This window comes from Klebsiella sp. FDAARGOS_511, from assembly GCF_003812845.1.
GTDB lineage: Bacteria > Pseudomonadota > Gammaproteobacteria > Enterobacterales > Enterobacteriaceae > Klebsiella > Klebsiella grimontii.
In genome coordinates this window covers 4,801,598-4,826,575 of sequence record NZ_CP033824.1, presented here as the reverse complement: position 1 = coordinate 4,826,575, position 24,978 = coordinate 4,801,598, and the positions used below count along the sequence as shown (strand labels likewise).

Sequence of the window (24,978 nt, the reverse complement as noted above, 5' to 3'; positions counted from 1 at the left end):
TAATAAGGGGTTTTTATGGGGTATTACGCGACGTCGCCGGGGTATGTGGCGTCGTCGTATGCGTAGAATGATTCGAGATATTCGTTGGCGGTCACCTGGCAGGTTCCGTCAGACTGTGGGGCAATTTCTGCCACCAGCGCATCATAGACATGCCGCGTTGAGCCGCAGAACACCAGCCGGATCGGCTCGATGGTTGCAGACGATAAATTGATTTTCAGCAGGTCATCAAACTCACTCAGATGCGGGACCGAAAGTTGATAATCCCCTGCTCTGGTCGCCACCATCAGACCGGAGGCCGAGCCATCCTGGTAACGGATCAGCGCGCGAGGGTTTTCAAAAGACCAGTCCAGCGGCTCCGTGACGGTGAAGGTCGTTACACCGCCAGCCGTTGTCATCTCCTCAACAAGACAGGAAATCGTGTTATTCCCCGGTATATCGTCGGTCAGCACAATACGATCGCCAACGTTGTAGCAGAGTGCGTCCAGTTCGGTCGTCGTCTGGAACGTTACGCGCTCCTGCAGGTATTTCATCAGGCGCCGCATCCCAATCTGGTAGGCATGATCCTGACTCAGTACCCCGTCGAGCTTGTAATCCTCGATTTTCACCGGTGTAGGGTTATCGGGAGTACGGCATTTAACCGTCTCTTCCGCCCAGGTGGTCCCGTTAATGTACGTCACGTCAACGCCGTCGTAATCATCGTCAGATGGCGCAGTGAAACCACTCTGCAGCTCTTCGACCATCTCATGCGGGGTGATCACACCTGTCCAGGGCTTAATCCCTTCCCTGTTTACGGTCGCCAGGCCATCACTCAGCAGAAAACGAGACTTCCCGGCGTTGGCGATCTTTTGCAGCATTTCCAGTGCCGAGATACTGTCGCCAGTAGCGAAATCAAAATACTCGCTACGCGGCGTCCAGTACGCAGACTCCAGCGCGTTAATGGTATCGACATCCATCTCCAGTCCCAGCGAGTTCCCGACATGCAGCAGCGCCCCCGAAATGGTTCTGGCCGTTCCGGTTTCATAGGCACGCGTCCCCACAACGTTTACGCGGCGGTCAGACTGCGCCGCCAGTTTACCGCCCGTCTCGACGGTCGCCGCCATCAGCGACACACCGGGATAGGATGCTGGGCGAGTCAGTAGTCGTCCGCGCAGTGCCTGCCAGTACATCGAATCCCTGGCATTATTGGAGCCCTGCTCGTTGCGACGTCGGCAGCGAACCTCTACAAGCCCCGGAGAACCGAGAGAGATCCGCTCAGTAAAGCCCAGACCGTTAACGTTCTTCAGCGCGTACTCGCCCTGTTTACTGACCCACCCAGAGCCGGATCCGTAAATCCGATACTGAATTTCCCACTCAACATGCCGGAGTCGTTTTTTGCCCTTGCTGTCAAAACCGCAGATGCCGTTCGGAAAGGAAAAATTCACTTCGAACATATCCACCACTTCATTCTCTGGGCATACCAGGAACGGTCCCAGCCAGCTCAGCGTGTCGTTAAGGCCAGTGGCCTCATAGTCGATCATCGTCCTGGTGGTGAATCCCGGCCATGACTCATCAACTGCACCGTTAACCAGACGCGCCACCGTCGCCGTCGTGCCGTCAGCGGACACAATCCTGTACTCATTCCCGCGGTGAGCAAGTGAAAGCCGTTGCACGCCCTCCGGCATTCCGGAAAATGCGGTTCCCGTGGCGCTGTTATAGGCAAGCGTCAAATTTTCCGTTACCGCCGGGCTGCCGCCGGTTGACGCCGTGCCGGCGGTGTAAACAGGGGCATCACCGAAAACGGCAGCAGGAAGCGAAGATGATGTGATCGCCCCTCCCGCGAACGGGCTGGCCGCCTCAGTTATCACTACAGTCCCGCCGTTATCCTGCGCGACCAGGCCGGAGCCAGTGAGCCCCTCGGTGATGGCCGCCAGAAGTCCAGACATCGACACATAGTTCGCCACCAGCGATACCGCGTAAGCGATCCCCTGCCACGTGATCGTGAACGTGCTGGAGCTGGTCGAAAAGTCGTAGGTGGTAGGTGCTGCGCTGGCCTGAACTTTTGCCGCACTTCCCCCGGTGCCCGGCACCGCAGCCTGGCCAGGGGTATATGACGCGATAAACAAATCGTAATCGACTGAGTTAAACCCCAGCGTCACCGGCATACCAACCACCGGCGCGATTTCCGTCAGCAGCGGACTCGCGATAACGCTGTACCCGGTCGCCGTAGTGATCTGGTAGTTGGCGGGAGCCTTTATCTCAACAATCGCGCCTTCTACCCAACTATCCGGCAGAGAATTGTCGTTCTCGTCGTCATCATCGCCATCATCCGTGTCCAGCCCGGTAAACGTTACGTCTGCTCCGGCTACGGTCATGCTGTCTGCGATAACATCGTCAGCGTCCGGCGACGTCTGGGCCATATCAAGACCGGTACCGGATGACGTCCCGCCCACCTCGGTAGAATTGAACCAGTTTTCACTGCGCTCATCGCCGGAAACGTCCGCACCAGGGGGGTAATGCGTACTGCTGAATCCCGGCAGCGTCGATGCAGGCGTACTGCCAACGCGGATATCGCCATTGGTATAATCCAGAGCTCCGACACCAAGGCACAGCAGCATTTGTACGCGCATTTTCGTGGGATCGGCAGCATCGAACCGGGTAACGGGCTGCACAACATAATCCGGATAAATACGTACGCGCCCAAAAACTTCACGAATCGCATCACCCAGTTTCGCGCTGTTTGCTTTCGCGGGGTTCAGGTCGAGGCTTCGTCCGGTGGATGACGTATAGCCACCAGCATCAATATTACCCATCATGAACAGTGAATAAGCCGCCGTTGCCACGGCGATACCTACCCCTATCCATGCGATCGTTGCTACTTCAAGCCCGAAAGGCACCGGATATATGCGAACGTCGCTCTCCGGCCGGATGATGCAAAACGCCCATTCGCCAGGTGGTACCGGCTGGCCATCGAGTTCAATAGCCAGTGGTGGAACATCCCGATCCTCATAGTCTTCGACATTGGCAACCAGCCAGCTGCGAATGCTGGTAACGCCATGCTCATGCGTTTCGAGTGGTTCACCGGGCAGCCGCGACGGGTAAAAACGAATGGTCATTGCCAGAACTCCACTTTGACAAATCGCCGCTTAAATCGCGGCAACGGCAGAAAGGTGACGTTCGTTCCCGGATTGCATTCCGCCACGTGCAGCAGGCCACCGATACTGACGACGATACCGACGTGGGTGACGGTTGAACCGGAATAGCAGGCCACCCCGGCACCTTCGCACGGTTCGCAGCGCTCCAGAGAAAGCATCATCCGGCGCGCTTCTCGATCGAGCCCACCGCCGTCTTTGGTCACCCCGGCGAACTCAGGCCAGAGAGGCAGTCCAAGGTCCGCCCGGATTTCGTTCACAATGCCGAAGCAGTCAAGTTCTGGGTACGTGCGACCGCCCTTCAGCCAGGTGACTGAAAGGTATTTTTCAGGGTTAAACATTGGGATTCCTTAGCTGATGTAACGCAGACCGGGGAATAAAGGGAGCGTATAACGGTATCGCGGCCAGGCTGTATCTAGGACATTCATATAGCCCGCGGTGATCTGTACCTCTGTCGCCGTCCAGTAGCCAGATTTGACCTGCAGCGTATACGGCACCGCCGCGGGCGCCACTAAATCTGTGGAGATATAACTCCGGTAAGTCAGCGACGCCGGAAGACGGTTCGCCAGCGCATTGCGGATCGCCGTGGACACAACGCCGTCGATATTGCACAGAGCGAATCTCAGGTCCTGCGTGCCGTCCTCGTTACGCGCCGGCAGCGCAATATCCATCGCGCAGGCGGTAAACGTTACGGTCTCGCCGTTCTCCGTCGTCGCGGTAATATCCTCATAACCCTGGCAGAGGTAGTGAACATCAGAACCGATTGTTATCTGCAGCGTTTCAATGATCACCTCTGGCCCACTGCTAGCGTAGAGGCGGTTAATCTGCGTCATGCTTCGGCCACTCCTTATTCAGCGCAATATCGAGCAGCGAGCTGCCGACTATCCATTCCGGATAATGTCCCCATCCAGCCGGAGGTAATGGGCGCTCCCATAGCTCAACAGGAGCCGTATATCTCCAGTAAAACCCACCCTCTGGAGTGGGTCCCTTATAAATGTCCGTGAAGCGACATACATAATTTTTAAGCCCTACAGGAGTTAATAACGGTATGTTGAACCAGGCCGCCCCGTCAGATAGCACATCGCGAAACCACGCCTCAAAGGCCTGGGCTTGCGCATCATTAAATATCCAAGCCAGATCTGTTTGGGTTGGTGTCGAGGTATAAGCACGCCTCTGCCGCGCGCGGCCGGTTACCATCGAGGTCCGTTTCAGCGGAGAAACTGGAGTTAAACCAAAACTATCTTTAAGAGGGCCTGGCAGGTAATCGGAGGGATAGTAAAGCGTTGAGGTGATAGCCATCAGCCGATTTTCCTCCCTGAGTTAGTTTTGCTGGTTAATGCTCTGTGCAAATCACCCTTCCCACTTGCAACTGAGTTCACCGCCTTTCGATATCCCCGTTCAGCCCCTTCATCTGCTGCTTTACGCACCAGCGCCAAAGTTGCATCGGATGGGTTCCCATTTATTGGGATGTTGATAGTAGGCGAATAAATAGCGCCGCTTCCGGTTGACTGAGTCGCGACCCTATCCAGAGTGGCATCCAGCTTTGCGCTGGTTTTAGCAGTAGTAACTCGCTCGCCTTTTTGCAGTAGCCATGTTCCGGTTTCAGGTACTGAGTCGATACCGTCGTGAGCCTGTCCCTGAAGGGCTGCACCAACACCGATCGCCAGTACACCAGCAGCCGCCGCTGCGGCTATTGCGGCCGGACCAGCTATTTCGGGGCCAACGAACGGCACGCCGATCATTGCTGTAAAAGCCTGCAACCCCGCCATTGCAACCTGGGCAGCAGCATAAGAAAGAAGTGTGCTACCGACAGATTGCAGAAATGTCGAAGCAAAATCTTTAACGTTTAACTTTCCGGTTTCTGCCCAGTCAATAATCATATCCGTTAAGCTACTAAATGCTTGTGCACCAACCTGCTGCATGTTGGTGTATAAATCCATTGATGCTTCTATTTGCGTTGCCAGCCCGGACATAAAACCAGCAGCACCATCATTTTGTAACTCATCCTGCTTCTTATAATATTCCTCCTGTATTTTAAGTCTCTCATCAAGAGAATTTTGCAATGCCTCTTTCTTTTTGTCGTAAAGACTTTGGTCTATATCTCCAGATTGGAGCTGATTTAAAAGGTCATCTTGTCGAGAAGCAAAATCCTGCTGGATATCATTATTATCCTGCATGCGTGAACGCTCACGGCTTCCAGAATAACGGCCAACAATTTGGTTGTCGAAACCTTGCCGAACTAGTTTATTCTGTTTTTCTAATCCGGAAACATATTCTGCAACCTTTGCGTTCTCCTGGTTAAGTCTCAGCTCTTGTTTTTTGGAATCCAGGACCTTTGCAGCAGTGCGAAGCTGTTCTTTTTGGTCTTCTGATAATTTTTTCAGGTTACCGCTGGTAATATCAAAGTTTAATTTTTCAAGCTCTGTGACTTCGGCTGTTTTTTTACCAGTTGTTTCAATAAGTGCGGCTTGTTTCTGTAGGTCCAGAAATCTACTTTTAAAGGCATTGTCAGTTTTATTTACAGGTGTTTTAACCGGTTTGCCATTTGTACCACCGGGGGGCAAAGCAAAAGGATTATTCGAACCTACAGTAGCAGCCTGAAGAGGTAACACCGAATTACTCGCTTTAGAGAATTTATCTCTTGTTTCTAAAAGAGACAGCAACTCATCATTAAGGGCTTTTGCGCTATCATCTACCCCAGTAATCCAGCCAAACATTGATTCACTTTGAGAGTAAAAACCTTTCTTCCCTTCAAGGCTTTTTTGCAGATATGCAATACGTTCATTAACCTGATCTATATTCGAGAGGTCTATCTTACCACTAAGCGCCGCAAAACGATTTCCGGTGCTGGCTGCTAATTGACCCGCCCCAGCAGCAGCCTTTACAAGCCATCCGGCTAGTTGAGCAACTTCCGATACTAGATCAGAAATACCTTGAAGAACTACAGGATCAGTCAGTACATCATGGAGCTTATCTAGTGAGCTCTGTAAAGGAGTTAGATCTACTTTTGCTAATCCTGCAGCAATCTCAATTTTGAGCCCTGCAACTTGAGCCTCCATATCTTCAAAAAGCTGATTTATCTTTACTAAATCTTCAATAGAGGATGGATCCGGAGCAACACCATAATCTTTAGCAAGGTCAATAAACTGTTTAAGCTTTTGGTTATTGTTATCAAACAAAGGAAGCAATTTTGAAAGGTCGTTCCCCAAACTTTCAAGAATTGTTGTCTTCTCGGCATTGGTGCTAATTTTTCCTAGAGATTCACCTATAGCAAGCAATTGTTTATCTGGACTGACCTTTGATAGTTTTTCGGCAGATAATCCAAGGGCGTTGAGCGCATCAACGGCTTCACCAGATTTATTCAACACCGCATCGCCAATCTTATCGCCAATATCCTTGAAGATATCAGCCATTTGGTCACCGGATACACCAGCTTTTTCAGCGGCAAACTGCCAAGCGAGAAGCTCTTGGGTTGATAATTGTAATGATTTCGCCCAGCGATCAGTTTCTGTTATTTGCTTGGACGTTGATTTCAGTAATTGAAATCCGGAGGCGCCAACAGCTAGTCCAGCAGCAATAGCTGCTGCCCCTATACCTGCGAGTGCAGCGCTGGACTTTGCTACATCATCTTGAACCTGCTTACTCCACTTGGCTGATGCGCGCTCAGCTTTATCCATCCCTGAAACAAATCCACCAACTTTTGCAACCAAGTCGATAGTCAGAGTTCCCAGTGACTTGCCAGCCATATATTCTCCAAGTGAAAAAAAACCCGCTTTTAGCGGGAATTATTTTAACAATTGTCCTTTAACCTCCTTTCAAGGTTAGTTTTAAAATCTTTCCTTATTGATTCAGGGAGACCTTGTTCTAACCTATCGATTAAAGGCATATTCATGAAAAGGATATCATTAACGCTTCTTGAACCATGTTTTTTTAAAAACATCATTGCTAGATTGTCTACAGCCAACATATTCAGGAATGGTTCACCATCCTTCAAAGATACAAAGTCATCTGCCGAGCATGATTCTATTTTTGTAAAATCCACGTCTGGCAATGACTTCTTTCTACCTGAGAAGGAAATAACGACCCCAGCAAGAAAAAGAACAATCGCAATTAATAAATAATTTTGCTGTTGAGCAATTAGCCCAATGTTATTAACTCTTGTTCCATCGCCAACTTCAACACTCACATCCATAAAGAACAATGAGTAAACCGCAAGAATTACACCTGCCAACGATAACAACTGCCCTGAACTCTTCATATCATTCCCTCGTGATAATAGTTACCAAAAGGGTAGCAGGATTTTTAAAAGACAAAAACAATAATCAGTCCCAGGCTTTCATGGCTTCCTCAAGCGATAATGTGGGCTCGTTGATGTGCGGCGCAAAGTCGCTAATCTTGAACGGCGGCGAATTCTTTGACTTATTGATGTTCGCCAGCACGGAGGCCACCAGTGAAGCCCCCCACTCGGTACGCATCATGCTGTTAAGCTGACCATACTTATTGCGGTACTTTACCCATATCTGAAACTCACGGAGACTCATTCGCTCCTGAGCCTCCGCAATTGTGCGCCCACCGATGCCGTTCATGACTAACTCACACCAGAACTCGTCTTCTCCTGTGAGTTCGTAGTCTTTCCCAGATCGTTGACCTCCTGAATCACAGCCAGTAAGGCAATAACAATTGGCCCGTCGAGCGCGCCACGGTCTTCAGATGCAGTTCCGAGAATATCTGCCTCAGTAAAGATTTGCTTGCCTTCCTCATCACAGATATGGGCGGCAATACGGCCAGCCACCGGATCTGATTTGCCCTTATAAGCCAGCAGGTCGGCTTTTGTGGTGTGGTAACCCATCGGGCGCACATAGACGGTTGCGATATGCTCTTTCCCGTCACGACCTTTCCATTTGATTTCTTTCTCTACCGGGCGGCCGGTAAAGGCCCCAGTTTCTTTTAACGTATCGAGAGTAAGTTGCATGTTGTCTCCTGTTAATGAAAGCCCACCTGAGTGGGCTATTCCAAATTTATGCGATACCTGGCAAATACAACTGCACTTCATCGGCGGCCCGATCTCGCGCCGCATGGAGTAACTGCTTGCGGCCGCCAACGCCCCATTTAGCCATCTGGCTGGCGCACTGGCTAATCGCTTTGGTTTCGGTGTTGATGATATGGTCGATTTTGTTCAGGCGGGACATGGCGCCGATCCCCATGCGGACAACCGTTCGAAACACCTCGTAAACTTCAATTTCGAACTCCGGCTTAATCCATGCAGCGTAGCGAATGGCAAGCAGTTCAACTCCCCACGCTCCTGATTCTGAGCCGCCTTTCATTACCTTAAGCGGTTGATTTTGTTCCGAAGCACTTTTTAGTGCTTTGGATTGTAGCGCCTTAATAAAGCGTTTTATTTGGGCGCTTCTGAGGAATACGCTTGGTCGCTGTGACTCTGTAGCCTCCCCATTTGCCACGGCGGCCGCATGGAGATCATTAAGGCTATAGCGCCCTTCATCGTCGACACGAACGGATACGCCGTTTACTGATACGGTTGGATATTTCATCGTATTTACCTTTCTGTGGTGCGAGCCTGTTCGCGTAGACATGGGCAGCCAAGAGCGGAACGATGAAATCCACCGCCCTGTCTCAGACTCACACTACGGAAAGCTCTTGCTGGAAGAAGCGCACGCGAATGCGCGATTTGTTGCGGGTATAAAAAAGCCCCGGACTATGCCGAGGCTCTGTCTTAACTACCTGGCTGGACTTTGCGGACCCAGAGTCCAGGACCACTGCGTTGCATTGTGGCCGCGGTAGCCACTACTGCATTAGCCTGGAAGTCGAACGGGAAATCGCTGACATAGGCGCGGAAAGTATACCAGGTGCGATCTGTCGGTAGTTCCATTTCACCAGCTGAAAGTGTCGGGATAGACTCGCCATCAGACCAGCCAATCGCCCACTGAATAAGCTCATCCTGGTATTCGTCCAGTTCTGCAAGTTGCCACATCAGGTAATGCGATTCGTTATCAGGATCGGCATTGATGGTTACCGACGCCTGGCCAGGGGTGCGGAGTCCTTTTTTGTACGTTCGGCTGTTACGTTCACTCAGGCAGGTATCTTCGATTTGATCTGCCGGGTTCGCGCCGGGGTTAAAATTAGTTATGCATTCAATCTCATGAATAACACCGCGGATCAGCGCGTACAGCTGGGTACCCTGCGTTAACACAGACATAGTTATCTCCGAAAATAAAAAACCGGCTCAGGGCCGGCGTTTGGAAGGTTTGTTGATTAACGTTTAACTATCCAGTCAACGTCGAATGAATAACGGTAGCGTTTTGTTTCCGGGTCACGGCTCTGTGCACCCCATCGGGTGATGTAGGCGTGTGGTTCTATGGCATTACGCAGCGCCATTGCTACTGCCTGTGCCGATAAAGCAGTAACCGAATAGACGTCTACCTGGAGGGTGTAGCTATCTGCGTCGGGGCGCCTGTCCAGGTAATTCTCTGGCTCTCCACTGACGTTTTGCCAGACGACATAGGGATAGACGATATTGTCATCTTGCAGACCGAATGGGTAAAGTCGGAGTGGATTTGAACCGATTAGCGCGGTTACCTCCTGGCTGGCAGCGCAAACGTTAAAGATAGGTGCGATCATCCTCTACCTCCTTTCTTGGCAGCTCTGGCTATAGCTCGATCGATGGACTTCCCATATTCCTCAACGAAAGTGTTCATAGCCTCCTCGGCACCGTTTTCAGCAGCTGGCCGCATAATTGGTTGAGCGCGAATATTTTCCGTTCCAAATTCCAGAAGGCGCCAGTGAGGGGTGGGGGCGTTTTTTGCTTTATCAGGATGCCTTTTCAGTACGGCGCCATGCAGAACACCGATTCTGAATCCAAGATTGCCGTTACGCTTAAATTCGCGTCCATTCCAGCGTACTGCAATGTTATCAGCTATGCTTCGCCCTGTTTCGGGATCATCAAGCCTTCTGGCGTTTGCCTTTGCCCTGTTAGCAATAACATTGGCCGCTTTCCTTAAAGCCGCTCGCCCTCCCTTACGCTTCATATCATCGGTGATTGAATCAAGCTTACCCAGTAATTCATCAACCCCGGTCAGCTTATATTCAACACCGTCAGCCATCGTTTAATCCTTCTGAACAGGGCAGCGTTAAATATTCCAGCCCACTAACCGGATCAGGGAGTACGCCCTCAACGTTATATATTTTACCGCGATATAAGATGCGGCATTTAGGGGTAATATCGTCGAGCCGACGGATTGTGATCCTGGTGGTTATCTCGTTCTGGGTTGCCTGGGCGGCAGTAAATTCCCTTGCAGAAGATGGATAAACTTCAGCCCAAATGCCATTATCATCTGTAAATTGAACCAGATTTACCCATTTTTTCACAATCTCGCCGGTCTGTGGGTCTTGCACCGAAATAAACTTTTGGGGAACGACACGATGTCGAAGTTTTCCAGCCTGCATATTACCCCCTGCTTTTTCCACTCAGATAGGTGATTGCCTCCGCAGGCTCTTCCGGTTCATCGGCCAGAGACTGGATAATGATGTCACACAGCGCCGTATTTGATTCAGCCAGTCGGTTTATCGCGGCCGTTTGCTCTCTCTGTGCTGCGGTTTGTTCTCTCAGCGCCGCTATCAGCGCGTTTACCTGTTGCTCGTTCATAGGCTATTTTCGTCCACTTTATTATCCACTCGCGCCGCCGGGCGCAACCTGAGCAAGCCATATACCACCTCAAATAATCGTTGGCCGACGCAAATCGTAGATCAGCATCGTTACTGAGAAAGGCAGCTCACCCTGCTGTAGTTTTTCTTCTTCTTCGCCGTTGCGGTTGCGATCGAGATAGCCAAGCAGTCTGAGAAGGGATTCCTGCATTCGCAATAAAGGCTCACCCTGAATCAGGTTCCCATCCCCATCAACCACCTTGTCCCGACTTCCCTGAATGTAGGAAAGCAGCACAGCACTACCGGCCTGAATTTTCAGGAGCAAATCGGCATCACCTGCGTCATCGTCAATGCGCAGATGCTCTTTTGCCTGGGGTAAAGTTACAAGCTCAATCACGCTTTATCCCTCCCGTCCCGTCCGCGCTTGGCGGCCAGAGTCCAGCCTTTAGAGCCTGTTTCACCTGGCTTATCCTGCGTCTGATCGTCACAGTGCCAGAGTGAACCACCCCATGTAACCGTATCGCCAGGCAGGTACTCATCGCCCGATTTGAATACGCCGCGGTACACCATAGCCGGTATATCGAAAGCTTTTTTATCGCTCGTTCCACTTGCTCGGTTGACCGTAACAGTGAAATTGCGTTGACTATTCATGCTGATATCAACATCTGATACACCATCAACGATGCATTCCCAGCCACGCATACCATGGGTTTTCTCATACGAACGCCAGAGGCCTCCGTTGTGAGTGGCATAAGATCCGCGCGGATAACTTTTACCTTCATCAATGAAAGGCTGTATTTCCAGTTGCAAAGCATCACGTCCGTCCTGCGCCGGCGGCAACGCGGCGACTGCATCGTCCACCGCCTGTTTCAGCACCGCCGGATCGTAATCTTTGCCGTCGCGCGGGGCCGGGATTTCCCCCACTGCCGCCGTGACTAACTCTTGCAGCAGCGGACGCACGTCCTCCGGCGTCACGCTTTTACCGTCCTGCGGCAGGGGTATTTCCGCTACAGCTTCACTGACGGCATCGTCCACCGCCTGTTTCAGCGCCGCAGGATCGTAGTCTTTGCCGTCCCGCGGGGCCGGGATTTCGCCCACTGCCGCCGTGACTAACTCTTGCAGCAGCGGACGCACGTCCTCCGGCGTCACGCTTTTACCGTCCTGCGGCAGGGGTATTTCCGCTAAAGCTTCACTGACGGCATCGTCCACCGCCTGTTTCAGCGCCGCAGGATCGTAGTCTTTGCCGTCCCGCGGGGCCGGGATTTCGCCCACTGCCGCGGTAACTAGCTCCTGCAGCAGCGGCCGCACGTCTTCCGGCGTCACGCTTTTACCGTCCTGCGGTACAGGCATGGCGGCCACTGCCTCGCTGACCATAGCGCCGATATCCGGCAACTGGGGAATATCGGGAGCCGGTAATGATGCCACTGCTTCCGCCAGCAGTGCTGTAAAGTCAGGCGCCGGAGAGTCCTTGAGGGTCGCAACTTCAAGAGAGAGCCGGGTCAGTTGTTCGTTCGTTGCCCGCTGATAGTCACTGAGGCTTCTTTCGAAAGACTGACGAAGTTCGCCAAGCGCCAGGGAAAATTCTTCCCCAAGAGCCCTGATAAGGGAAAGTTCACGTTCATTCATTTTGCTAACAATCCTCTCAGCATAGCTTTTGCCGCCGTCAGTTCATGCTCAGACATAGCCTTTGCGTCGTCAGTTGCGGGTGGCGATGAGGCAGTTTTAGCGAATGGATTTTCAGAGGCATCACGTCGCGCCAGCGCTTCAAGGCTAAAGTTTTGCTGCTGAAGATAAAGCGCATCACCGCCAGGTAAAGGAGGTAGATTTTCACTCCTGCGCGCCTCATTTGGTGTCAGGATGGTATTTTTTACGCCTTCGCCGAGAGACTTGATACGGCGCTCACTGTCCATGCGCAGCAGAGCATTAACATCAAACTCCGTACCCGTTTCGCCATCAAGATTAAAGGCTTCATCCAGAAGCAACTCTATCGACTCAATGAGCGACTGAAGGCACTGCGAATAATATTGCTGATCCTGCGCTTCGATATTGTCATGAGTGGGCAGTTCGCCAACACCAACTTTATAGGCCGGAACGTGAAACACAGAACAGATGATCTGTGCCGTCATACTCAGTTGTTCGACGGTCTGCGCATCAGCAGCAGATACCGTTGTGGGATTGTACTTAGCCCCGTTACTCAGAATGGCGGTCTTGCCGGCATTCTTGCCAGAATATCCGGAGTCCCAGTTTTCCTTTATTGTTTTGGCGTTTTCTTCAGTGAGGGAACCAGGCACCTCAATCACGCCGCTGGGCTTTCCACCGTTACGAAAAAAAAAGGCGGAGTTTTCCTGAATATGGTGGCCCTGCATTGCCGCCAACCCAGCTGCGTAAATGGGTGACAAACCGATGAGAGGATGAAAGAGGCAGTTGAAGCGATCGTGAATCACCTCGCGCGCCGGAACAGTAACTGACGATTCAATACCGGTCATGTTATCAGGGTTTATCTGATAGAAGACAGATCCATCATCCGCCACCAATGGGGTAACCTTGTTCCAGTCAAGTAGCCTGAGTTCAGTAATTTTTCCGGCGTTATTGCGGATTTTTAACGCCACCGTATTTCCGTGACACAGTTTAGAGTTCAGCCAGTTCTCGAAGAACTGGATCCGGTTTTGAAAGGCATTTGGCCTTTTGTATAACGCCGGAATGTCCCCTGATTTTACCTCCTGCATGACTCCCTTTGAGTCGCGCCGCATCAGCCGCGGCGGCATTTTGGCAATATCACTCGCAATCAGCGATATGCAGGCAAAGACAGCATAATAAGAAAGAACGGTATCCTGCCTGATTTCAAGGTTACGCTGCCATGCCCCAGCAAACGGCTCATGGATAAAGCTGAATAACGGGTTCCAGCCTCCACGACTGGCAGGCTGCTGCAGGGCTTTTTCATTTCCCTGTTTTCTCCGGAAAGGATTCCACATTAGCCATTCTCCGCTTTTCGCTTATTCTTTTTGCCATCGGTACGCACGACGGTGCAATATTCAGCCTTACCAAGCAGCACCAGCACCTTTGCGCACCGATCGTCCACGGCTTTCACGTCGCCCGGTATCGAGTCATGGGTACGTTGCAGATATCTGATTTTTGCCATCCAATACGGCGGGGTTTCCCCCGCCCTCCTTCCGCCGTTTAGCTGCCCTGGCTTGAGCTGTAGTTCACACCAGAGATAACCGCGACCGCTGCTGTACGGCGGCGCTTCCAGTTGATCCAGCGCTCAGCGCGAATAGCGACGCTGTTGGTCTGGAACATGGATACCAGTTCGGTGCCGGTCGGGGTGATGCTATCGCCGGTGGGTTCGCTTTCCATTTCCAGCGATGCTTCACGCGACATATCCACTGCAACACCACCATCATCTGCCAGGTAAATATCCGGTGCGTTCACCAGCACAAGCTGGTTACCAACATACTGGGATACAATGACCGGAAGACCCTGGAAGGTACCGCCAAGAAGCGTCATATCAGGGTATTCTTTCTGACCCAGCGCATTCTTACGCATGGACAATGCCAGAGCAGTAGTGCTGGACATCAACCAGACAGCGCCATTCGGCTGCAGGTTAGCTGCAACGAAAACCCCAAAGGCGGCTGCAGCATCGTCATCCGGGCTGCCAGTGGACGGGATCGCAGCAATACCATTAGTGACAGATGCAGGAGAAACGTTAGCGACTTCAGCTTTCGCCGGGTTGATAAAGTCCGTATCCAGACGGGCAATGACCGCTTCGGCGAGCGCGTTACGCACCAGTGCATCTGCGGCCGGGTTGGAGAAGCGGATCAGTTCGTCAGTCAGTACCGCGATAGCTGCCACTTTGGCAAAGCTGAACGTGATCGACTCAAAGTCAAATTTGGTCAGGGGCTTGGCCTTACCTTGCCCTACCCAGTTCGCTGAACCGCCGGAGGTCTGTGCCGGAATGCGGATATTGAAAGGCACCTGGCGCAGGGCCGGAATGCCGCCCTGACCAAATCGACCGATAATGGTTTGAGGACGGAGGAATTCAACGAAATCCTGCGCATAGTCCTGATATTCCACCAGCGCACCCGCCCAGGTAGGATCGGTTGTGGTACCTGCCCCAACGGCGGCCTTCAGTACATGGTGAAGCTTCGCATCATCAGGATACTGTTTACGGGCAATCTCCAGCGCTTCGGAGCGGCTGCCGTTAGCCGCGGCCAGCGCTTTCGCGAAGCGGGCAAAGGCGATACCTTTTTCCAGCTTCTGTTCGACACGGATAATGCCTGGCACACCCGTCTTAACCGTGGTGATTTCGCCATTGGCGGCTTTTGATACCGGTTTAGCGGTCGATGCCATATTGCTTTCCATGTCGTGGAGGCGTTTCAGATGCTCATCAACCGCCTTAATTTCGGTAGATGTGTTGTCGTAGCTTTCGGTTTCTTCTGCGTCAAGCGTACGGCCTTCATCTGCTGCCTTGCTCATGATGTCGCTCAGTGAGGCTGCCAGCGCTGAACGCTTCGCTTCGAAGCTCTTAATTTGTTCTGAAATATTCATCGAATTGATTCCTTTTTTGGTATTGGTTGCTGTAGCGCCAGCGGTTTTAGAGGTTTTCACTACCGGCTTCTCAATGCCAGACGCGGCAAGAAGCTGGCGATCGAAAGATTTAACGGTCTGGATGGAACATTCTGCGTTTGCAGGAATAGTCACCGCCGAGACTTCAAGCAGGTCCCAGGACAAAAAGCGGATACCGCCTTCATCCAGGAATGAGTACTCGATAGGCCGAAAGCAAATAGACAGCCCCCGAACCAAACCCGCCTTTATTGATGCCCATGCTTCATCAAGACGGGCAACCAACTGCGACGGCATGTCAGAGGTTGGTTTCACCAGCTTTGCGGTGATCTGCAATCCTTCTTTCACCATTTTTGGTGTGCATGTGCCGATAGGTTGCGAGCGGTCGTGCTGCCAGAGGAACGGCGTGTCACTACGGAATTTCGCCCCCTCTGGCTCCATGATGTCACCGTCACGATCTGGTGACGGTGTGGAGGCGATGCCGGTAATAATCCGATCATCCTCGTTTACCGACTTCACCGTCATGAGGGTACAGGCGCGCTTAAGCGTCATTTACTGTCCTCCAGAAATGAAAAAACCCGCCTGAGCGGGTCATTAGCTGACATGTTTGTTATACGAAAAATACCTGGTAATCTTTTTTAGCCGGTTCAGGATTAAGGGCCATGAGAGAAACGGCGTTAAACAATGCCATCAGCGGATCAATCTTCCCCTTACCACTGGCCTGTTTGGTAATCAGAATGGCATTGCCTTTCGGCTCAACTCTGGCGTTTCCAACACACCACGCCATCATTGGTTGACCACCATGTATCAATATGCCTTCAGCTAGTTTTCTCTCGGTGGTTTTAATCGCTCCACCAAGGCGCCAGCCCTGACTGACCCCAACTACCGCATCGGCGGGAATTCCCGCCTCAATCAGCGCATCGAGTATTTGCCCGACACCGGATGGGTCAATACCGATCTTGTCGAGCAACTCGGCCTCGTAGATACGGCTGACGTATTCAGCCACCTCCTCCGTGTCCTGTCCAACGCGCTTCACAATGGTCAGGTCTCCAGCTTTCACGAAGTCGTTAAATCGGGACTCTTCACTTTTACGCCGGCGGATCGCTATCTCATGTGCCCACGCATGACACCAGCAGAGCCACTCTCTTGTCTTGGCATCACGCCCAACAGCAGAGGCACCCAGCAGGTCATCAAGGCCGCCGCCGTCTATACCAACGGTGATCACCTCTGAGCGTCGTAATAAATCTTCAAAACTGACACGCTGCGCCTGCTGTTCCCAGAAATCGACGCCTGCCCAGCGGTCGCTGCGCAGGTTAAGGCCAATCTCGATGTTGAGATGCTTTGCCAGAAACTGCTGCAGCGTGCCGTCAGTTTTCGCCTGGTTCTTTCGCAGGTTATCGGCAATCCACTCCGGACTGACGGAAAGCCCGATGTTCGGGTTGGTGATATAGAAGTTCTCAGGCTGCAGATAGGCCTTGCTCTGGATCATGCTGTCCGGGAATTCGTAGAGGATGCCCAGCGTTTTAGGATCGCTGATTTTGCCGTCGCGCACATCACGCCAGTAATCGAGACGCTCCTTAAACACGCCCGCTGGCGGGTCATCGCTCTGCGTGGTAAGGTAAATAACCCAGCCCTCATTACGCGATACCTGGCCGCCAAGAGCCTCCATAAACATCGCCTCTGCGTTGGCACGCTTGCCGAAAAGCCAGAGTTCGTCGACGAGGATCCGGCCTGATTTCTTCCCGGAGACCGTGTCGGTATCAGCGGCCACCACTTTCAGCGTATTTCGCGTCACCCGGTGGGTGATAGTGCGGATATGATCCTGAATCTGGAACATATCCGTCAGTTCTTCATCCGCGCGTATCATGCCGGCGGCGGGTTTGAAGCTGTTGTCGGCCACCTCTTTCGTCGGTGCCAGAATGAGATGCTCCTCATCCTCACGCCAGCAGAGAATGAGCGCGGTCAGCATGATGCCAGCGGCAATCGTCGACTTGGTGTTCTTCTTCGATATCAGCAGGCCGTATTCACGGATCAGCTGATTACCGGTCTCGGCGTCGTACCCGCCGAAGATAACTTTTACAAAATCGAACACCCACGCCTCTGAACACTCACCGAAGGTGGGCTTGCCCGGCAGGTCTGACACACGAAGTTCTCGGAATATACTCAGCGCCTGTTCAGCCTGGTCAGCAAATATTGGCGGCGGAATAATGGACTCGCCGTCGATGAGGCGATTCTCCCAGTCGGTGCAGGCCGTGGACCACTGCGCCATGGATTACCCCTTTTTGTTGTTTACCACCAGCTTTGGCGGTGCCATGGACCCGAACTTGCTCACGCCTGCGGCTGCTTTTGCCGCAGCGTTACGCGCTTCTTTTTTGCCCGTCTCCCCTTTTTTGGGGTGAACGTAAGGCAGCATGGCTTTGGCCGCATCCTTCCTGGTGTCGATGTCTTCAGTGGAGTCGTTCATCACAGCCATTAGAAACTGAAGCGGATCGTCAAACTCGCCGACAACCGCAGGGAACACTGGTGACGCTACCACCCCCTCTTTTTTTTGGGGCGAGTTTACTGGTGGGGTGTAAACCTTTTTACCGTAGGTAGGTACGGCGTCTGTCTCGATGACTTCCTGTTTTTTTCGACTTATAAACGCGATGACTTCCGGGTCTTTTGCAAGCTGCGACCCCTTGGACCGTGCGGATTTCTCCGAATACCCCGCCTTTATTGCCGCATCTTTTTGAGACATACCGGACATCAGCGCGACAGCGAATTTCCGCTTTTGCGCTGTTAACATGTTTACACCCTCCAAAAGGGAATTTTTTCTGTGCGTGAGAGGGGGCGCGGTGTCCAGGGCGATCGAGGTTAACACCCTCCCCTCCCCCCCCTATCTGAAATGATAATCGATATCATTTGAATTGAAATAATTTCAAATTCAATCAACATTGAGCAATATTGAGAAACATTATCAATTGACGTCAGATCACCACGATGTCAGGCTCCTGGTCGTCATCATTGATGGAATGGTTCAGGGCCTCCCCATCTGGTTGTCCCGTCGAGGCTTCACGCGATGACTTACCTGAGTGACATTCAATGCAGAGCGTCCAGAGGTTGCGCTCTCCATTATCGCCGCCGAACTGCAACGCGACCCGGTGATCCAGTTCGCTATCGTGAAGGTCTACGACACGGCCGCACATGCAGCAACGCCCGCGGTCACGCGCATAAATGCGCCGCTTCAGGCTTACCCTTGCGCTGCCGCTTACACGTCTCTGCTCGCCAAATACCGGCTTTATCCTACGGGTGTCGATGGCTTTCAGCCTGGGCTGCAATGTCTTCAATCTAGCCATGCAACCTCCAGGCTCTGCGGCGTTCAGTCCGGGATGAACCATCAGGGTGGCGCTCTACCGGCTCAGCATCGGCATGGTCAACCAACGAGTAACATGGGTAGATGACGCTGCCGCCGTATGCATCACCTACTGCATAATCAGCAGGCTTATTGTTGTCCCAGCGGGATAGCACCCGACCGATATGCTGCGGCGGTACGGTATAACAGACGCCGTGAATCAGTCGCGGCAGTGTGATGTAATCGGCGCGGATCTTGTCAGCCATTATCAACCGCTCGACAATCTGCAACTGGTACTGCGGCGGGCGTCCAGTGCCAAGATAGAAAGAGCATAAAGCGTCAGGAAAGCGCTCTAACCATCCAGCAATCAGGGCCACAAAGCGCGGTACTGGTATCGCATCATCCTCAATGATTACCACACGGCAATCCTGTTCAGCAGCCCACTCCAGAGCACGCCGATGATTCCATGCTGCACCATGATTACCGGGGTCAATCATAACGTGGGCGGTCGGTCCAATTTGGTAAGCCAGCGCTCGTGCCTGAGGTTCTCTTGAGTGATGCCCTACCACCGCAAACTTCACTTGTGTTTCCAAAAGGCGCACTCCTTACCGATACCATCCGACTTAAACACCGTGTGGATGCGCGGGCCGGTTACTATCCGATCGCCAAATGATTTAGCGACGATGCCAAAGGCAATCATGTCCCCTACAGCGGCATTCGCCTGTTCTTTCTTCCAGAAACGATAACTCTCGATCCGGTAGTAAAGACGGATAATGCCGTGAGCGAACGACATTACATCAGCGCGGGAACCACCCAGAAGACCAGCATTAAGCATCACATCGTTGCTGTGCGCGTCGATGAACTTCTGATAGATACTCTCTGGATGATTCTGCTTTGCCCAGATGTCGGCATAGGTCTTAGGTTCTGAACCAACATAGACCTTACCGGAAATCATTTCTTCCCACGGCGCGCTGAGCATTTCGACATCGGTACCATCGGTACACCAGACGAACCGATATTCAGGATGCTCACGAAGATGCTGCCAGATGTGCAGCCAGCGCCGGAAATAGACATTCATTGCAACATCCGTGACCGTCACCAGCTGAGCGCCATCAGGAGCGGAGGTTAGCTGGTCGGCCAGCACTACGGCATCAGCACCCCGGATTGATTTAGCCCAGGTGGTCAACGCCGCCGGGTCAGGCCGCATTCGGCTACCGCGCTGCGGGTCAGGCTGACTGGTCAGCAACGTTGTGATTACCGCGTCGCGCTGCTGCCGGAACTCAACGTAACCAGTAAACCCGGCATCTCGCCGTTCGTTGTGGATCTTCACGTTACGTTCCACCAGCGCCTGTCGGTCTGGACGCGGTACCGAACGCTCTACAGCTTCATGCTCATCGAGAGAGTGAATCAACTTTTCGGAGCCAGTTACATCGGCATAAGCCCAGGTAGTCAGCCCGGCGTTATGGATGCGCAGGGCAAGGTCGCTGTGTTCGTACATGCCGCGGCCGTAAACCGGATCGAATCCACCTACTTTCTCAATGGCGCTGCGGTGGTAGTAAAGCATCACGCCACGCTGCCCGGTATATGCCACATGCTGTTCGTCACAGTAAAGCGCCGCAATGTCATTCAGCTTATTGCGGCCAGCCAGATCAAGAAACTGGTAAGCCAGGTGAGGCTCTGGTGATTCGATGTAGGGAAGATGCCAGCCATCGGCTATGGGCCAGGCATCATCATCCCACAGAAAAAGATGTTCACACCCGGCATCCATCAGCGCAGATAAGCTGGCGTTCTTCGAGGCAACAATGCCCAGAGATGTTTCATGCCGGAGCAGCTGCACGCCATCGGGGACGACAGCGGCAGGTTTGGAACCATCATCGATGACAACCACCAGCGCGCCGGAGGGCAGATACTTCATGTGCTGCTCAATAGCTCGCTTCAATACCTCTGGGCGCTGGTGGGTGCTTATGGCAATTCCGACACTTAAGTTTCCATTTGCCGCGGGCATATACTCAATGCCGTCAATAATGACCCGCATCATTCACCCCTTGATAACTGAGTTAACCACCGTTCGGTAGTTGCAAGCGGCGGCTTCAGCTACAGCCTTTTTGATCAAATCAACCTTTTGTGAATCTACTTCGTCGTCTAAGCGGATGGTGATTTGGTTTTCGGCATGCTCGTTATTCATATTAAAAACTGCAGTTATTAAGGGAATGCCTTTCGCATCGGTATCAACTGTCGTTGATACCTGCCCATCAATAAGATTACCGTCTACTGCAATTCCGTAACCCATAAACCGACCATAGCGATAGACCTTTGCGACCTGGAATTTCATGAGCGTTACCTTTTAGACGTGAGCCTGTCGCACGGCAAGGCCGCCGAAAGTTAACGGTTTGCCCAGGCTCACAGCTGAAAGACTCTCTTCATATGCGCGTGCGAAGCGCTTAATTTATCGTGCGACTGCCGGAGGCGGCGGTGGTGGCTTTGGTCTCACGAAATTCTTTGGCGGTGGATTAGGTAATTTTCTACTCATTTGAAAATTCCCATGAAAAGGCCGCCTGAGCGACCTTAATAATGTCTTAGCTCGCTTGCTCAGCGCTGGTATCGAAGAGCGGCAGCGCTTCAGTTGCTTCCTGCACAGCTTTCATCGTCTTTGCTACCACTTCAGTCTCTGATGTGACACGGCTGTATTGCTGGATGAAAAGCTGATACTTAAGCGGATCATCCTGAACAAATTCTACGGCGACTTTTGCGGCGGCAGTGTCATAGTTCAGGGTTGAAAGCAGGTTCAGGCGAATCTGCTGGGCGTCGGTAATTTCGACCATGTCATACCTCTGTGCGATGTGGGGAGCATTATCGAAGCCACTCGGCAGAATGGCTCCTGTAATACCTACTGCTCTTTGGTAAATGACGTTACACCGAGTTCAGCAAGCTGATGCTTTACCGCACCAATGCGTCGGCTAAGCTCACCAGTGACGCTACTGCGTACTGCATTAACAAAGGCATCATCCTGATAACGACTCTGAATCGTGACACCTAGCCCTTCCCCACGGACGACGATTGCGCGTTGTGCTTCGAGTTCCCTAAGCTGTTCGCATAAGATTGAAGCGGCGTTAACATTATTGATGTTCATTTGCTTGCACCTTGCGGGCAGTTCGCCAGCACTGATTTGTTATGCGCCAGAATGTCGCGCTTCGTTTGCCTGTCCAGCGCGTCGATATCGTGATCAGTCAGGTAGATGATCCGCACCCAACTGCACGCGGTATCAACCACCACCGGGGCGGGTAAAGTTTTCGCGCAGCTCGCGATCAACATCGTCATCAGGCATACGCTTAACGCTCTCTTCAACATCGCTGGCCCCTTTAATGGCTTCTGCTTTACGTTCTGCCGCGGCGACGCTGGCGGCCGCCTTCTCTTCGGTGCGCTGCCGGCTGGCTTTCGATTCTGCTTTACTGGTGCCTCGCGCATGGCCAATGCCGAACGCGCCAGCGATAGCGCCCAGAATGACAACCACCAGCCCCGCGATAGCTTCTATTCCCATGATCATCCCACCAGTACCGATTTTGCTTTCAGGAAGCGGGCGCGTCGGTCATCAATGCCGTTTTGCCCGCCGTTGATAATCTGGGTCACCCGCAATAAATCTCCGGGGTATTTCAAACACCCATTTGATGTGTAAAACCAAGCTGCGCTGCGTGCCGCATTAATATCTTTCTCCAACAACTCAGGGTTGCTGACTAAATCCAGTTTCAGTGCATTACCGCACTTCATATAATTTTCGAGGAAGGTGATCCCGATAATTCCGCGCCCGCGGTATTTCCAGCCATCGCCCGCAGCCTTATTGCCAAAACGATTGTTGTAGACGAGATTAGCGATCGCTCGTTGACGTTCGATCGGTAAAACCTTTTCGTAAGTTTTACGCCCTAAGGTGTTTGCCTGGTCTTGCGTGATGCGCTTCACCTTCACAAAACCAGCCAGGCCGGCAACGCTATAGTTAAAACTTTCAACCAGTTGGGTAAATGACGTGCTTTCGTGTCCACACTGCGCTATGAACATCGCCCGATCGAGTGGACTAGTGATGCTGAATTCGTTCATTGCTGTATCAATGTGCGGAAACCAGCGCGCAGCTAACCCGGCGCTAATACCAGCCGCCTTCTGGAATTGTGATTTATTCATCAGTGCCTCAGTGCATCAACCAGTCGCGCCACATTCCCCCTGAACCAGAGAACCGCGCCGCAGATAAGAATGTTCGCCAGCACAACCAGCCAGTGGGATGACTCGTACAGGCCAAACAGGAAACGGAAAGGGATGCTGGCATAAACCAGCACCATGAGATAAGCCAGAACGGATATGCCCGGACGGTGTCTCGCACTACCTCGTTGGTAGAACATCAATGCCAGCACAATGACGGCGCAAATGACTGCATTAGCCAGCGCTGAAGGATCATTTACCACTTGAACCTCCTCCCCGGAACCGGGTCAGCATATTGAACAAGCTATTTAGATCCTGGCTGTTGAGAAACGTCAGAACTTTGATGATAAGCGCTGATATTAATACGGCTCCCAACGCATCAAGCGGACGGTCGCTGTAGCCAGTCCAGCTTGAAAGCTTGGAACCCACCAGACCGGCGCCCAGAACACCAACAATGAATGACGTCATAAAGTATGCCACCAGCTTACCGCGGGATATGTTAGCTGCCGTGGCCACGTAAAAAACAGCCCCAGCGAACGCACCAAAAACAACGCCGTAATCTATTCCGGTAGCCAGACCGAACATGCTAGCCCCCATCAGGCCGCCGGCCGCAACTGAAGTACCAGAGACAGGATCGGACATTTAGCCCCCTCTATTGCTGTGAGTCCTCTCATGAACGAGGGGAATAAAAAAAGCCCGCTTTGAGAGCGGGCTGAAAAAGTTGGCTTTCGAGGAGTAACGATAAAGAAAGGTTCCTGATAGTCCGAGCTACCGATTTACCAGAAAAACATTCCCTTTAATGTCGTTACTGTAATTAACCATAGTCTGCCAAAGAGAATGAGTAAACCCAACAAGATGTTCGGTTTACTTACTTGCGATTAGATGTGGTGCCGGGTGCCTCCCGGTGAGCATGCCCCAACAGACATCACTCGCGTGGTATTCACAGGGCTTTCGCTCTATTAGTTGGACGCCCCTCCGCATAGGGGGATTCACCACACGGATAATTTAGGATGTAGTCATAGGCGGCGTCAATAACTGACACTCTGTCAAAGGCACCATTACGATGCCTTTTGCACAGTGCTAATCACTGGCTCTAATAAGGGGCCAGAGCAAAGCGATTACCCCGGCTACCAGCACGCCATCAGCCAGGATTGACATCATTTTGCTGGTGAAGTCGATAGCAACCACCAGAAACAAAAGCACCCCGGCTGCGGCCCAGCGAAGTTTACCGATCACAGGTACTGGTCCAGAGGAAGTTGCAGAGCTTGGGCAATTTTCTTCAGCTGTTTCTCTTCTTCTTCCCCGATACCGTCATTATCTGCTACATCAAGACACAGGCAAAGAACATCGACAGCGTCATCCGTCCCGGCAACATCAGCCAGTTCGCGCAACGCCTGAGCGTTGGCTGAACGCGGCGATGCTTCGTAACGAGCGCGAATATTCGAACTCATCTGGGCAATTTCACCAGCAAATGGCGCGAATGCCGGCAGGGCCGAAATAGTCTTCTCCAGCACTGCAATCTCTTTTGCATCGCAGGTACCATCGGCGTATGCAATCGAGTACGCTCCCCAGACCGTGGCTTCTACAGCATCGCGGTTTTCCATTTTTTTCACTTCAACAACGGCTTTACGGGCTTTCTTTTTAAAAATACCAAACATAGTGACTTTCCTTTTAGCGGGTGAGCCAGCGCTCAGGAATGATCAGCCCACAGAGACAGTCACACTGACTATTCCCTATGGCTCACCCCTGAAAGGCTCTGTGGTTATATAACGCCGAGCGTGGCGCAGATACGAAAAAGGCCCGCAAATGCGAGCCTAGTGGATCCGCTTACTGATACGGAGCGACCAACCTAAGTTGTCGCAGATTCAAATTGTGGCCCTGCCTTTTAGTCACTTTGCGTGCAGCTGGGACATGTAGTTTTCGCATCGTGATCGGGATTAGCTTCAGACGCTGGCCCCGCTGCCATTTAAGTGCCGGTTACGTTTATCCGGCGGCTTCCGCCCGGTTTAGCCCTAAGGTAAGGGATAGCGCTCATGATATTAGTAAAACGATCTTTATCAATGGGTTACGCTTGTGATTAAATATCACTCATTTCTCTTTTGTAAGCGACTTAAG

At 52.2% G+C, this 24,978-nt stretch carries 34 protein-coding genes; all 34 read right to left on the bottom strand.

Features of this window, described 5'->3' with window-relative positions:
• Nucleotides 1-23 precede the first annotated feature (23 nt).
• Nucleotides 24-3,092 (bottom strand): host specificity factor TipJ family phage tail protein, encoded by a 3,069-nt coding sequence (locus EGY08_RS24455; protein ID WP_123829062.1) that lies wholly within the window; start codon nucleotides 3,090-3,092, stop codon nucleotides 24-26.
• The gene (locus tag EGY08_RS24450; RefSeq protein ID WP_123829061.1) at nucleotides 3,089-3,469 is read right to left on the bottom strand and encodes a nitrite transporter; all 381 of its coding nucleotides are present in this window, start codon (nucleotides 3,467-3,469) and stop codon (nucleotides 3,089-3,091) included. The genes EGY08_RS24455 and EGY08_RS24450 overlap by 4 nt, the downstream gene beginning before the upstream one ends.
• Before the next feature lie 9 nt (nucleotides 3,470-3,478).
• On the bottom strand, nucleotides 3,479-3,961 hold the full coding sequence (locus EGY08_RS24445; protein WP_123829060.1) for a DUF1833 family protein: 483 nt from the start codon (nucleotides 3,959-3,961) through the stop codon (nucleotides 3,479-3,481).
• A complete protein-coding gene (locus tag EGY08_RS24440; protein ID WP_123829059.1) occupies nucleotides 3,948-4,427 on the bottom strand; it encodes a hypothetical protein in 480 nt (159 codons plus the stop codon). Before EGY08_RS24440 ends, EGY08_RS24445 begins: the two co-directional genes overlap by 14 nt.
• Complete coding sequence (locus EGY08_RS24435) at nucleotides 4,427-6,874, bottom strand: phage tail tape measure protein (protein ID WP_123829058.1); 2,448 nt, start codon at nucleotides 6,872-6,874, stop codon at nucleotides 4,427-4,429. The genes EGY08_RS24440 and EGY08_RS24435 overlap by 1 nt, the downstream gene beginning before the upstream one ends.
• A 44-nt stretch (nucleotides 6,875-6,918) precedes the next feature.
• The gene (locus EGY08_RS24430) at nucleotides 6,919-7,386 is read right to left on the bottom strand and encodes a hypothetical protein (protein WP_123829057.1); all 468 of its coding nucleotides are present in this window, start codon (nucleotides 7,384-7,386) and stop codon (nucleotides 6,919-6,921) included.
• Between the two features lie 64 nt (nucleotides 7,387-7,450).
• Complete coding sequence (locus EGY08_RS24425) at nucleotides 7,451-7,714, bottom strand: phage tail assembly protein T (RefSeq protein ID WP_123829056.1); 264 nt, start codon at nucleotides 7,712-7,714, stop codon at nucleotides 7,451-7,453.
• Between the two features lie 2 nt (nucleotides 7,715-7,716).
• The gene (locus tag EGY08_RS24420) at nucleotides 7,717-8,100 is read right to left on the bottom strand and encodes a phage tail assembly chaperone family protein, TAC (protein WP_123829055.1); all 384 of its coding nucleotides are present in this window, start codon (nucleotides 8,098-8,100) and stop codon (nucleotides 7,717-7,719) included.
• A 46-nt stretch (nucleotides 8,101-8,146) separates the two neighbouring features.
• Nucleotides 8,147-8,677 (bottom strand): KilA-N domain-containing protein, encoded by a 531-nt coding sequence (locus EGY08_RS24415; protein WP_123829054.1) that lies wholly within the window; start codon nucleotides 8,675-8,677, stop codon nucleotides 8,147-8,149.
• A gap of 182 nt (nucleotides 8,678-8,859) precedes the next feature.
• A complete protein-coding gene (locus EGY08_RS24410; RefSeq protein WP_123829053.1) occupies nucleotides 8,860-9,342 on the bottom strand; it encodes a phage tail tube protein in 483 nt (160 codons plus the stop codon).
• Nucleotides 9,343-9,398: 56 nt separating this feature from the next.
• Nucleotides 9,399-9,764, bottom strand: a complete 366-nt coding sequence (locus EGY08_RS24405) for a DUF3168 domain-containing protein (protein WP_049592246.1) — start codon at nucleotides 9,762-9,764, stop codon at nucleotides 9,399-9,401.
• Nucleotides 9,761-10,246 carry an HK97-gp10 family putative phage morphogenesis protein gene (locus tag EGY08_RS24400; RefSeq protein WP_123829052.1) on the bottom strand — a complete coding sequence of 162 codons (486 nt, stop codon included), beginning with the start codon at nucleotides 10,244-10,246 and terminating at the stop codon, nucleotides 9,761-9,763. The genes EGY08_RS24405 and EGY08_RS24400 overlap by 4 nt, the downstream gene beginning before the upstream one ends.
• Nucleotides 10,239-10,589 (bottom strand): phage head closure protein, encoded by a 351-nt coding sequence (locus EGY08_RS24395; protein WP_123829051.1) that lies wholly within the window; start codon nucleotides 10,587-10,589, stop codon nucleotides 10,239-10,241. The genes EGY08_RS24400 and EGY08_RS24395 overlap by 8 nt, the downstream gene beginning before the upstream one ends.
• A 1-nt stretch (nucleotide 10,590) precedes the next feature.
• A complete protein-coding gene (locus EGY08_RS24390; protein WP_049592249.1) occupies nucleotides 10,591-10,788 on the bottom strand; it encodes a hypothetical protein in 198 nt (65 codons plus the stop codon).
• 69 nt (nucleotides 10,789-10,857) lie between these two features.
• Nucleotides 10,858-11,184, bottom strand: a complete 327-nt coding sequence (locus EGY08_RS24385; protein ID WP_049592250.1) for a head-tail connector protein — start codon at nucleotides 11,182-11,184, stop codon at nucleotides 10,858-10,860.
• The gene (locus EGY08_RS31165; RefSeq protein ID WP_123829050.1) at nucleotides 11,181-12,413 is read right to left on the bottom strand and encodes a phage gp6-like head-tail connector protein; all 1,233 of its coding nucleotides are present in this window, start codon (nucleotides 12,411-12,413) and stop codon (nucleotides 11,181-11,183) included. Before EGY08_RS31165 ends, EGY08_RS24385 begins: the two co-directional genes overlap by 4 nt.
• The gene (locus EGY08_RS31160; RefSeq protein WP_123829049.1) at nucleotides 12,410-13,759 is read right to left on the bottom strand and encodes a phage portal protein; all 1,350 of its coding nucleotides are present in this window, start codon (nucleotides 13,757-13,759) and stop codon (nucleotides 12,410-12,412) included. The genes EGY08_RS31165 and EGY08_RS31160 overlap by 4 nt, the downstream gene beginning before the upstream one ends.
• Complete coding sequence (locus tag EGY08_RS30810) at nucleotides 13,759-13,926, bottom strand: hypothetical protein (RefSeq protein ID WP_177447676.1); 168 nt, start codon at nucleotides 13,924-13,926, stop codon at nucleotides 13,759-13,761. Before EGY08_RS30810 ends, EGY08_RS31160 begins: the two co-directional genes overlap by 1 nt.
• Before the next feature lie 38 nt (nucleotides 13,927-13,964).
• Entirely contained in the window at nucleotides 13,965-15,899 is a 1,935-nt protein-coding gene (locus EGY08_RS24370) for a phage major capsid protein (protein WP_123829048.1), read from the bottom strand.
• 58 nt (nucleotides 15,900-15,957) lie between these two features.
• A complete protein-coding gene (locus EGY08_RS24365) occupies nucleotides 15,958-17,616 on the bottom strand; it encodes a terminase large subunit (protein WP_123829047.1) in 1,659 nt (552 codons plus the stop codon).
• Nucleotides 17,617-17,619: 3 nt separating this feature from the next.
• On the bottom strand, nucleotides 17,620-18,132 hold the full coding sequence (locus EGY08_RS24360; protein ID WP_123829046.1) for a terminase small subunit: 513 nt from the start codon (nucleotides 18,130-18,132) through the stop codon (nucleotides 17,620-17,622).
• A 181-nt stretch (nucleotides 18,133-18,313) separates the two neighbouring features.
• Nucleotides 18,314-18,682, bottom strand: coding sequence for an HNH endonuclease (locus EGY08_RS24355; protein WP_123829045.1), 369 nt, complete (start codon nucleotides 18,680-18,682; stop codon nucleotides 18,314-18,316).
• Nucleotides 18,675-19,271 (bottom strand): hypothetical protein, encoded by a 597-nt coding sequence (locus EGY08_RS24350; RefSeq protein ID WP_123829044.1) that lies wholly within the window; start codon nucleotides 19,269-19,271, stop codon nucleotides 18,675-18,677. Before EGY08_RS24350 ends, EGY08_RS24355 begins: the two co-directional genes overlap by 8 nt.
• Nucleotides 19,256-20,713, bottom strand: a complete 1,458-nt coding sequence (locus EGY08_RS24345; RefSeq protein WP_123829449.1) for a glycosyltransferase family 2 protein — start codon at nucleotides 20,711-20,713, stop codon at nucleotides 19,256-19,258. Before EGY08_RS24345 ends, EGY08_RS24350 begins: the two co-directional genes overlap by 16 nt.
• Nucleotides 20,714-20,716: 3 nt before the next feature.
• The gene (locus EGY08_RS24340) at nucleotides 20,717-21,010 is read right to left on the bottom strand and encodes a hypothetical protein (RefSeq protein WP_123829043.1); all 294 of its coding nucleotides are present in this window, start codon (nucleotides 21,008-21,010) and stop codon (nucleotides 20,717-20,719) included.
• A gap of 244 nt (nucleotides 21,011-21,254) precedes the next feature.
• Nucleotides 21,255-21,500: a DUF2560 family protein gene (locus EGY08_RS24335; RefSeq protein ID WP_123829042.1), complete on the bottom strand. Its 246-nt coding sequence runs from the start codon at nucleotides 21,498-21,500 to the stop codon at nucleotides 21,255-21,257.
• Between the two features lie 65 nt (nucleotides 21,501-21,565).
• Complete coding sequence (locus EGY08_RS24330; protein WP_064824428.1) at nucleotides 21,566-21,808, bottom strand: hypothetical protein; 243 nt, start codon at nucleotides 21,806-21,808, stop codon at nucleotides 21,566-21,568.
• On the bottom strand, nucleotides 21,805-21,990 hold the full coding sequence (locus tag EGY08_RS31155; RefSeq protein WP_123829448.1) for a hypothetical protein: 186 nt from the start codon (nucleotides 21,988-21,990) through the stop codon (nucleotides 21,805-21,807). Before EGY08_RS31155 ends, EGY08_RS24330 begins: the two co-directional genes overlap by 4 nt.
• Nucleotides 21,941-22,216 carry a hypothetical protein gene (locus EGY08_RS24320; protein WP_123829041.1) on the bottom strand — a complete coding sequence of 92 codons (276 nt, stop codon included), beginning with the start codon at nucleotides 22,214-22,216 and terminating at the stop codon, nucleotides 21,941-21,943. Before EGY08_RS24320 ends, EGY08_RS31155 begins: the two co-directional genes overlap by 50 nt.
• Before the next feature lie 2 nt (nucleotides 22,217-22,218).
• Nucleotides 22,219-22,848 (bottom strand): glycoside hydrolase family 19 protein, encoded by a 630-nt coding sequence (locus tag EGY08_RS24315; RefSeq protein WP_123829040.1) that lies wholly within the window; start codon nucleotides 22,846-22,848, stop codon nucleotides 22,219-22,221.
• Nucleotides 22,848-23,126 (bottom strand): phage holin family protein, encoded by a 279-nt coding sequence (locus tag EGY08_RS24310; RefSeq protein WP_014228560.1) that lies wholly within the window; start codon nucleotides 23,124-23,126, stop codon nucleotides 22,848-22,850. Before EGY08_RS24310 ends, EGY08_RS24315 begins: the two co-directional genes overlap by 1 nt.
• Entirely contained in the window at nucleotides 23,116-23,505 is a 390-nt protein-coding gene (locus EGY08_RS24305) for a phage holin family protein (RefSeq protein ID WP_004139418.1), read from the bottom strand. The genes EGY08_RS24310 and EGY08_RS24305 overlap by 11 nt, the downstream gene beginning before the upstream one ends.
• A gap of 438 nt (nucleotides 23,506-23,943) precedes the next feature.
• On the bottom strand, nucleotides 23,944-24,099 hold the full coding sequence (locus tag EGY08_RS24300; RefSeq protein ID WP_015370230.1) for a DUF3927 family protein: 156 nt from the start codon (nucleotides 24,097-24,099) through the stop codon (nucleotides 23,944-23,946).
• On the bottom strand, nucleotides 24,096-24,521 hold the full coding sequence (locus tag EGY08_RS24295; RefSeq protein WP_015370231.1) for a tellurite resistance TerB family protein: 426 nt from the start codon (nucleotides 24,519-24,521) through the stop codon (nucleotides 24,096-24,098). Before EGY08_RS24295 ends, EGY08_RS24300 begins: the two co-directional genes overlap by 4 nt.
• Between the last annotated feature and the right edge of the window lie 457 nt (nucleotides 24,522-24,978).

What these genes read in the sequence shown, in the direction of transcription:
- EGY08_RS24455 (WP_123829062.1), bottom strand. Translation starts at nt 3,092, where the DNA reads ATGACCATTCGTTTTTACCCGTCGCGGCTGCCCGGTGAACCACTCGAA.
- EGY08_RS24450 (WP_123829061.1), bottom strand. Translation starts at nt 3,469, where the DNA reads ATGTTTAACCCTGAAAAATACCTTTCAGTCACCTGGCTGAAGGGCGGT.
- EGY08_RS24445 (WP_123829060.1), bottom strand. Translation starts at nt 3,961, where the DNA reads ATGACGCAGATTAACCGCCTCTACGCTAGCAGTGGGCCAGAGGTGATC.
- EGY08_RS24440 (WP_123829059.1), bottom strand. Translation starts at nt 4,427, where the DNA reads ATGGCTATCACCTCAACGCTTTACTATCCCTCCGATTACCTGCCAGGC.
- EGY08_RS24435 (WP_123829058.1), bottom strand. Translation starts at nt 6,874, where the DNA reads ATGGCTGGCAAGTCACTGGGAACTCTGACTATCGACTTGGTTGCAAAA.
- EGY08_RS24430 (WP_123829057.1), bottom strand. Translation starts at nt 7,386, where the DNA reads ATGAAGAGTTCAGGGCAGTTGTTATCGTTGGCAGGTGTAATTCTTGCG.
- EGY08_RS24425 (WP_123829056.1), bottom strand. Translation starts at nt 7,714, where the DNA reads ATGAACGGCATCGGTGGGCGCACAATTGCGGAGGCTCAGGAGCGAATG.
- EGY08_RS24420 (WP_123829055.1), bottom strand. Translation starts at nt 8,100, where the DNA reads ATGCAACTTACTCTCGATACGTTAAAAGAAACTGGGGCCTTTACCGGC.
- EGY08_RS24415 (WP_123829054.1), bottom strand. Translation starts at nt 8,677, where the DNA reads ATGAAATATCCAACCGTATCAGTAAACGGCGTATCCGTTCGTGTCGAC.
- EGY08_RS24410 (WP_123829053.1), bottom strand. Translation starts at nt 9,342, where the DNA reads ATGTCTGTGTTAACGCAGGGTACCCAGCTGTACGCGCTGATCCGCGGT.
- EGY08_RS24405 (WP_049592246.1), bottom strand. Translation starts at nt 9,764, where the DNA reads ATGATCGCACCTATCTTTAACGTTTGCGCTGCCAGCCAGGAGGTAACC.
- EGY08_RS24400 (WP_123829052.1), bottom strand. Translation starts at nt 10,246, where the DNA reads ATGGCTGACGGTGTTGAATATAAGCTGACCGGGGTTGATGAATTACTG.
- EGY08_RS24395 (WP_123829051.1), bottom strand. Translation starts at nt 10,589, where the DNA reads ATGCAGGCTGGAAAACTTCGACATCGTGTCGTTCCCCAAAAGTTTATT.
- EGY08_RS24390 (WP_049592249.1), bottom strand. Translation starts at nt 10,788, where the DNA reads ATGAACGAGCAACAGGTAAACGCGCTGATAGCGGCGCTGAGAGAACAA.
- EGY08_RS31165 (WP_123829050.1), bottom strand. Translation starts at nt 12,413, where the DNA reads ATGAATGAACGTGAACTTTCCCTTATCAGGGCTCTTGGGGAAGAATTT.
- EGY08_RS31160 (WP_123829049.1), bottom strand. Translation starts at nt 13,759, where the DNA reads ATGTGGAATCCTTTCCGGAGAAAACAGGGAAATGAAAAAGCCCTGCAG.
- EGY08_RS30810 (WP_177447676.1), bottom strand. Translation starts at nt 13,926, where the DNA reads ATGGCAAAAATCAGATATCTGCAACGTACCCATGACTCGATACCGGGC.
- EGY08_RS24370 (WP_123829048.1), bottom strand. Translation starts at nt 15,899, where the DNA reads ATGACGCTTAAGCGCGCCTGTACCCTCATGACGGTGAAGTCGGTAAAC.
- EGY08_RS24365 (WP_123829047.1), bottom strand. Translation starts at nt 17,616, where the DNA reads ATGGCGCAGTGGTCCACGGCCTGCACCGACTGGGAGAATCGCCTCATC.
- EGY08_RS24360 (WP_123829046.1), bottom strand. Translation starts at nt 18,132, where the DNA reads ATGTTAACAGCGCAAAAGCGGAAATTCGCTGTCGCGCTGATGTCCGGT.
- EGY08_RS24355 (WP_123829045.1), bottom strand. Translation starts at nt 18,682, where the DNA reads ATGGCTAGATTGAAGACATTGCAGCCCAGGCTGAAAGCCATCGACACC.
- EGY08_RS24345 (WP_123829449.1), bottom strand. Translation starts at nt 20,713, where the DNA reads ATGCGGGTCATTATTGACGGCATTGAGTATATGCCCGCGGCAAATGGA.
- EGY08_RS24340 (WP_123829043.1), bottom strand. Translation starts at nt 21,010, where the DNA reads ATGAAATTCCAGGTCGCAAAGGTCTATCGCTATGGTCGGTTTATGGGT.
- EGY08_RS24335 (WP_123829042.1), bottom strand. Translation starts at nt 21,500, where the DNA reads ATGGTCGAAATTACCGACGCCCAGCAGATTCGCCTGAACCTGCTTTCA.
- EGY08_RS24330 (WP_064824428.1), bottom strand. Translation starts at nt 21,808, where the DNA reads ATGAACATCAATAATGTTAACGCCGCTTCAATCTTATGCGAACAGCTT.
- EGY08_RS31155 (WP_123829448.1), bottom strand. Translation starts at nt 21,990, where the DNA reads ATGTTGATCGCGAGCTGCGCGAAAACTTTACCCGCCCCGGTGGTGGTT.
- EGY08_RS24320 (WP_123829041.1), bottom strand. Translation starts at nt 22,216, where the DNA reads ATGGGAATAGAAGCTATCGCGGGGCTGGTGGTTGTCATTCTGGGCGCT.
- EGY08_RS24315 (WP_123829040.1), bottom strand. Translation starts at nt 22,848, where the DNA reads ATGAATAAATCACAATTCCAGAAGGCGGCTGGTATTAGCGCCGGGTTA.
- EGY08_RS24305 (WP_004139418.1), bottom strand. Translation starts at nt 23,505, where the DNA reads ATGTCCGATCCTGTCTCTGGTACTTCAGTTGCGGCCGGCGGCCTGATG.
- EGY08_RS24295 (WP_015370231.1), bottom strand. Translation starts at nt 24,521, where the DNA reads ATGTTTGGTATTTTTAAAAAGAAAGCCCGTAAAGCCGTTGTTGAAGTG.